Origin of the sequence: Levilactobacillus zymae DSM 19395, assembly GCF_001434115.1 — a bacterium.
Classification (GTDB): domain Bacteria; phylum Bacillota; class Bacilli; order Lactobacillales; family Lactobacillaceae; genus Levilactobacillus; species Levilactobacillus zymae.
The window spans coordinates 160,609-167,740 of the sequence record NZ_AZDW01000032.1 but is presented as its reverse complement, the minus strand read 5'-3'; the positions used below and the strand labels follow the sequence as shown (position 1 = coordinate 167,740).

The window sequence follows — 7,132 nt, the reverse complement described above, 5'->3', positions numbered from 1 at the left end:
AATCGAGAATTTCCTTCCTGTTTTCTTATAGAATTCGAGTTATGTCCCAAACTCGTCTGTTTGATTATCGTCGTTTGCGATACGCCCGTTTAATGGCTAACCGATCTTGGCGGTTGACCACGGCATACCGGTTCGTTGCGTGCATCACACTCTTTTTGCACTTAGAGTGTCCCAATCCTAGAACGTGGCCAAACTCGTGCGCCGCCACGTTTGCTCGTTGCTTTTGTGTATAGCGATGTTTCGCCAAAATCTTGTGATTCAGGCTGGCCTTGGCCCCCACAATCTTATGGACCGGTCGTTGGGCGTGGTACCGCGAATGCGTCAGTCCGGTGTAGCCCGTCTTTTTCGTATTCACCCGAACGACGACGTGCGCCCTTTGCGCCGTCTTCACCGACTTAAGGCGGACCGTTCCCGTCTGATTCCATTGTCGCGCCGCGTTTTGCCAAACCTTGCGGTAGTACGCCGACGATCCGGCATAATGATAGGTGATCGTCTTGGTTTCCCAACTCCCCCAGTGCGGCGTCGGAATCACAGCAGCGGCCGTTACCGTGAGGGGAAACGTCCATAACAGTAACAAGGTTGCTGTTAAGAGACTGATCAGTTGCATGAGGGGACGCAAACGTTGGGTTAACATGGCGGAATCCACCTTTCTTGGTTGGCTATGCGTTATTTTAATTATGCATATAATAAGTTATCACCAATACATTGTCTATAAAATATGGTAAACACCAATAACGTTTTATAATATTCTTAATATTTCTTTTTTCCATTTCCTAGAATTTTTGGCCCAAGTTCGCGGATAGTTACCTTGTCCCATCAACATCACTAAAAGGAGTGAACTCACTTTGGAAACCTCTACTAAATTTTGTCATCGCTGTGGTCATCCGGTCCCCAAAATGGCCCGCTTTTGCTCATTTTGTAGTGCCGGTCAATCCTTAGACGCCGCTACTCTGCCACCTACTGATGTCCCATACAACGAAACGGCTCATCCGGAGTTGCTAGACTCCGGATTACTTTACTTCCGAGACAGCTTTAAGCTCAACAAACGACTGGGACGCGCTGACTTTTGGTGGTCAAAACTTTACGTGCTAACTATTCATTCGCTGAGCGGCATTGTCTTCGCCCTACTTTTCGGCCTTAACGAAAAACTGGAACTAGAAAGCGGTGATAGTTACGTCGGCTGGGTACTGATCATCCTCGTCATTTATCTCGCCTTCTTCCTCATCGCTGGCCTAACGGCTGAGGCCCGCCGACTCCACGATATCGGGCTAAGTGGCACTCATCTGGTTCTCCACCTGATTCCTCTGGTAGGCACCCTGGTTCTCCTGTTCTTCTGTATTCAGCCATCAAAGCAATTTGGTAACCGCTACGTTGCCTAGCACCATAAAAAAGGAGCCACGCTGATTAACTCAACGTGACTCCTTTAGATTTACCGAGCAGGAAGCTTATTCCCACTCAATCGTCGAAGGCGGCTTACTCGTGACATCGTACAGGATACGGTTCACGTGCTTGACTTCGTTAACGATCCGTACGGAAATCTCTTGCAAGACGTCCCACGGAATGTGCGCAAAGTCCGCCGTCATCCCATCGATCGACGTTACGGCCCGGATACCGACAGCATAGTCGTAGGTCCGGCCGTCACCCATCACACCGACGGACTTGATGTTGGGCAGCACGGTAAAGTATTGCCAAATATCGCGGTCCAAGCCGGCCTTTTTAATTTCTTCGCGTAAGATTAAATCACTGTCCCGCACGATTTGGAGCTTTTCGGGGGTGATTTCACCCAATACCCGAATCCCCAAACCAGGGCCAGGGAACGGTTGCCGCCAGACTAAGTCGCTCGGCATCCCCAACTTCTCACCCAAATCACGGGCTTCATCCTTGAACAGCGACCGCAGTGGTTCGATCAGCTGGAAGTGCATGTCTTCCGGCAACCCGCCCACGTTATGGTGGGACTTAATGGTCTGCGCCGTATCCGTCCCACTTTCGATCACGTCGGTATACAACGTGCCTTGGGCCAGAAAGTCGATGCCGTCGAGCTTTTGTGCTTCGTCGTTAAAGACCTGAATGAACTCGTTACCGATGATCTTCCGTTTCTTTTCCGGTTCCGTCACGCCAGCCAACTTCTTCAAGAAGCGGTCTTGGGCGTCCACCTTGACGATGTTCAACCCAAATTTACCTTCCAGACTGTCCATCACCTGTTTGGCTTCCCCTTTACGGAGCAAGCCGTGGTCGACGAAGATACTAGTCAGTTGGTTGCCAATGGCCTTGTGCAGCAGCACGCCGACCACGGAAGAGTCCACCCCGCCGGATAAGCCCAGCAGGACGCGCTTGTTGCCGACGGTCTTACGGATCTGTTCGATCTGTAAGTCGATGAAGTCGTTCATCGACCAGTTAGCTTGCGCGCCACAAACATCGAACGCAAAGTGCTTCAGAATCTGGTTCCCATATTCCGTGTTACGCACTTCCGCGTGGAACTGAATCCCGTAGAATTGACGGTCCACGTTTTGCATGGCCGAAATCGGGCAGTTTTCACTCGTGGCCACGCGGTCGAACCCGTCCGGCACCTGAGTGACTAAGTCCCCGTGGCTCATCCAAACCGTTTGGGTCTTGGGCGTATCCTTGAATAACCGAGCCTCGTCAGACAACACTTGGATGTCTGCGCGACCGTATTCACGGTTATCGGCGGATTCGACCTTGCCTCCTGGTAAGTTGTGGGCCATCAGCTGCATCCCGTAGCAGATTCCTAAAATCGGAATCCCCAGGTTAAAGATTTCTGGATCGACCTCTAAAGCGTCGTCATCGTAGACACTATTTGGTCCTCCGGAAAAGATGATCCCCTTAGGTCCCCAAGCTTTGATCTCCGCGGCACTCATAGTGTGCGCTTTGAGCTCGGAGTAAACGCCTAAGTCCCGGATCCGGCGGGTAATCAGTTGATTGTACTGACTCCCGAAGTCTAAGACGATGATTTTGTCGAATTTAGACAGATCAACGTTTGCCAAGCCATTCACCCTTTCTTCTGTATGCTAAAAAAACACTGCCCTTATCATACCGGCTTTTCAAACACGGGTCAATTCTTAATTTCCGCCGTGAGCTTGTACCGCAGATGCAGCAACGCGCGCCGGTCAAACGACCGCCACTGGGTGCCCACGAAACCAAATTGCGCCGCTAGGGTGGCTAACGGGCTGCCCGGGCGCACGTCGAGTCCCACGTACCGCGCCCCACTCATCCGGGCCCGGTGCAGGACGTCCCCCATCAGCCATTCATCGAACCACCGTTGCTGGTAGGTCTTGTGGGCATAGCGCGGATTGACCGTTAGCAGATCCAGGTACCACTCGTCGGCCAGCGCGTGCGGCCGAATCACCGGGACTTGTGGTGCCGTGACCTGCAGGCGTTCAAACAACGCAGTCCACTGGTTATCCAGTTGCGTTTCGCGCGCCGCCGGATAACCGTACGCGACCCCCACCGCGACGCCCTGGTTCTGGTACACCCGCGCCTGCGGGAAGCCGTAGCGAAAGTCCGGTTGGTGGTAGCCCACGAACAACAACTGTGAGAGTTGTTCCTTACTGACCCGGCGCAATTGGCGTAACTGCCGGCGTTCCAGTTCGTGCAGTACCAACATGGCTACTGCGTCGGCATCCACCACCGTGGCGTCTCGTAACATCGTGTCATCCCCCTAGTATTTCCGCAATAGCAACCGGTCGATGCGGTGATGGAAGGTCTTATGAATGATCATATCCGCCCGGTTGCGGGTGGGTAAGATATACTCCTCTAAGTTCTTTAAATCGATGTCGTGCCAGACCTGGCGGCTCTTCGCAATCGCCTGGTCGTGGTCGCCAATCGCGTAGGGGTAATAGTAGTTGGTCGGGTCTTGAAAGGCCGTCTCCAATAACAACTCGAACCGTTCTAAAAACCAGGTCTCGATCAACGATGGATCGGCGTCAACGTAAATGGAGAAGTCCGTGAAATCGCTGACGTAGATTTGTTCGTTGGTCGGCAGTTGGAGCGTGTTGATGCCCTCGACGATCAGGATGTCGGGGTGCACGATGTATTCGAACTGGTCGGGCACGATGTCGTAGACCTTGTGTGAATATACCGGCGCCTTGATCAACGACTGGCCCCCCTTGACCGCGTTTAAGAAGTGGATCAAAGCGGACATGTCGTAGCTTTCCGGGAACCCCTTTCGCGCCATCAAGTTGCGTTGCTTGAGTTCCTGATTACTGTACAAAAAGCCGTCGGTGGTGATCAGCTGAATCCGTTGGTCCTTTAAGTAGTGGTTCAACAGGACCTCTAATAACCGCGCGGCAGTACTCTTGCCGACCGCCACACTTCCGGCGATGCCGATGATGAACGGGACCCGGCGGGGGTGCTGGTGTAGGAAGGTCGCCTTATCCTTTTGTAAAAGCTGGTAGTGTTCGTACTGCAGCCGTAACAGGTGAATCAACGGAATGTAAATATCCTGCACGTCCTGCAAAGAGATACGGTCGTTAAACGCCTTGATCTGGCGCAGACTCTCCTGCGTCAACGGTAACGTAGCGGCGTTAGCGAACGCCTTCCACTGGTCTCTGGAAAACGCGTTGTAGTTAATGGGATCACTCATGAAGACACCTCGCAAAGTTAAGTTCACTTGCCCCACCAGCGGAGAAATTCCCGGTCCCGGCTTTGGGCAAATTTACCCCCCATTATACCGCATTCTGACCGAAAAAAAGGGCTCAGGAGAAAATCTCCTAAACCCTTTTCATTGGTGTGGTTATTCGGTTTGTTCGGCCTGAACCAACTCAAATTCGTTGGCCGGGACCGCACTGAGCAGTGGCGACAATTGGTCGATGGCCACCAGGCTCAACCGGTGCATTGCTCGGGAGCAAATCGTGTAGAGCAACTGCCGTTCGTCGTCGGCACTGTAACGGCTCTGCGAGGCTTCCCAGACGATCACGGCGTCGAATTCCAGTCCCTTAGCTAGGAAGGACGGCACCACGATGACCCCCGGGGCCAACCGTTGATTTTCCGACTGGATCAGCGTGACCGCCACCCCGTCGGCCTTCAAGACGTCGGTCAGGTGCCGGCAATCCGCCAGGTCCTTGCCGATGATGGCCGTGGTCTCGTGGTCGGCCGCGTTCCGTTGCAGTTCCGCCTTGACCCGGGCCAACGCCGCCGTCTCGTCGGGCGCCACGGTAATCGTCGGGAGTTCGCCTTCCCGGGCAAACGAGGTCACCGCTTCACCGTTCTTCAAGATGTGTTTGGTAAAGTCGGTCACCTGTTGCGTCGAGCGGTACGACCGCGTGAGCTGGACCACCCGGGTCTTGTCCGGGTCAAACATGGTGCTGAGTTCGTGAAGCAACGTATGGCTGTTTTCCTTGGTAAAGATGGCCTGGTTCAGGTCCCCCAGCATGGTGAAGCGCGCCCGCGGGAAGGTCGCCTTCAAGAAGGCCAACTGAAAGGCGTTGTAGTCTTGGATTTCGTCCAAGAAAACGTAGCGCATGTCGCGTTCGCCCGCCTTGCCGGCCATCTTATCGTACAGGTACAGGTACGGCGTGGTATCGAGCAACTGCATCTGATGGTCCCGTAAGGCCGCCACCGTGGCATCCACACTCGCCTGCCAATCCGCTAAGGTCAGCTGGTAATGGGCCAGGTCTAGGCGCTCCGGCATCTGCCGCAACATGTGGACGTACTGGTTGTTGATGCTTAAGAACCGGGCCCGGACGATGGCCTTACGAACGGGTTCCAGTGAGCTCATGACCACCCGCCGCGCCAAGAATTGAAATTCCTTGTCGGCGGAATCGAACTCACGGGGATGATCGCCGTAGAGGGTGTCCAACTGTTCTTTGCTCAGGTCCTGAATGGTCTCTTCGACCCACTTACTCTTCATTTCACTGGAAATGCGGCGGTTCAGGATGCGAATCAGGGCCTCCTTGGTCGCCTGCAGCCGGTTGCCGAGGTGGTAGTTGCGGTTAAAGCTGTAGTAGATTTCTTGGATCTTTTCCTTCGGGATGAAGACCTTCCCCTGGAACACGATGTTACGAAAGACCATGTCGCGTTGTTCCAGGTGGTCGGCGTACCCGGTCACCGCGTTGAAGAAGGCTAAGCTCCCCTTTAAGGCGTTGATCCGTTTTTGGACCGGCGTGTTGGTCTCGGCGAAGCGCTGGGCCAGCGTTTCAATCTTAATCTTCGGTAACCGGCGTCCCGCGTACTGGTAATACGTCATCTGGACCATGTTGTGTTCCCCTAATTCTGGCAGCACCTGGTCGATGTAGTCGTTAAAGAGTTGGTTGGGCGAAAACAAGATGACTTGCCCGGCGTTCAACTTACCGCGGTAACGGTACAGCAGGAAGGCCACCCGTTGTAGAATCGCCGCCGTCTTGCCGGACCCCGCCGCCCCCTGCACGAAGAGGAGGTCGGACTTGGTGTCGCGGATGATCTGGTTTTGTTCCTTTTGAATCGTGGTCACGATACTCTTCATGTGGGTGTCGGAGTGTTCACTCAACGCCGACAAGAGCATCTGGTCGGTCACGGTCTGGTCGGTATCGTAGAGGGTGATGATACTGCCGTCTTCGATTTGAAACTGCCGCTTTAATTGCACGTCGACGGTCTGCTGACCATCCGGCGTCTGGTAGCTGACCGCGCCTAATTCCCCGTCGTAGTAGATACTGGAGATGGGGGCCCGCCAGTCATAGATCAAGAAATGGTCGGGCGTGTCGGAAAACGAGCCCAGACCGATATAAATGGTCTCCGGCTTGGCCGTGGGACTTTCCTGAAAATCAATGCGGGCGAAGTAAGCCCGTTTTTCTAATCGTTTTAACGTACTTAATTCCGTGGTGGCGTGTTGCCAGCTATTCTGGCGTTCGGCCAGCATCTGTTGCTGTTGGCGCACAGACAGCGCCGTTTCCATGATGCCTTCGTAGCTGTCCGTCTTGAGCCGTAGATCGTTGACAAAGTTCTTCCGAATCCCCGCTTCATCACTCTCGGCCACGTCGATTCGTTTCTTCGCCGCCGCTTGGGCGACCTTGATCTTGGCAACGACCATATCCAAATGTTTTTGCTCTTGGGCTTTAATTGAGTCTGCCAATAGAATTCCTCCTCGCTAAACCTGGACACAGTAACCGTCAATTTGTCATAATTCGCCTAACCATATTAC

General features: G+C 53.8%; 6 protein-coding genes. 1 reads left to right on the top strand and 5 read right to left on the bottom strand.

Features of this window, described 5'->3' with window-relative positions; translation table 11 throughout:
* Positions 1 to 64 precede the first annotated feature (64 nt).
* On the bottom strand, positions 65 to 634 hold the full coding sequence (locus FD38_RS07555) for a matrixin family metalloprotease (RefSeq protein WP_057732893.1): 570 nt from the start codon (positions 632 to 634) through the stop codon (positions 65 to 67).
* Between the two features lie 211 nt (positions 635 to 845).
* Between FD38_RS07555 and FD38_RS07550 the strand changes: the two genes are divergently transcribed.
* Positions 846 to 1,379 carry a DUF805 domain-containing protein gene (locus tag FD38_RS07550; RefSeq protein WP_057732892.1) on the top strand — a complete coding sequence of 178 codons (534 nt, stop codon included), beginning with the start codon at positions 846 to 848 and terminating at the stop codon, positions 1,377 to 1,379.
* A 66-nt stretch (positions 1,380 to 1,445) separates the two neighbouring features.
* On the opposite strand, the gene guaA is transcribed toward FD38_RS07550, so the two are convergent.
* The 4 genes from guaA to helD form a co-directional block, all read right to left on the bottom strand.
* Positions 1,446 to 3,002, bottom strand: a complete 1,557-nt coding sequence (guaA, locus tag FD38_RS07545; RefSeq protein WP_057732890.1) for a glutamine-hydrolyzing GMP synthase — start codon at positions 3,000 to 3,002, stop codon at positions 1,446 to 1,448.
* Between the two features lie 68 nt (positions 3,003 to 3,070).
* A complete protein-coding gene (locus FD38_RS07540) occupies positions 3,071 to 3,664 on the bottom strand; it encodes a hypothetical protein (protein ID WP_057732888.1) in 594 nt (197 codons plus the stop codon).
* Positions 3,665 to 3,676: 12 nt separating this feature from the next.
* Positions 3,677 to 4,600, bottom strand: coding sequence for a type I pantothenate kinase (gene coaA, locus FD38_RS07535; protein ID WP_057732886.1), 924 nt, complete (start codon positions 4,598 to 4,600; stop codon positions 3,677 to 3,679).
* Between the two features lie 150 nt (positions 4,601 to 4,750).
* Positions 4,751 to 7,063, bottom strand: coding sequence for an RNA polymerase recycling motor HelD (gene helD / locus FD38_RS07530; RefSeq protein WP_057732884.1), 2,313 nt, complete (start codon positions 7,061 to 7,063; stop codon positions 4,751 to 4,753).
* Positions 7,064 to 7,132: the final 69 nt, after the last annotated feature.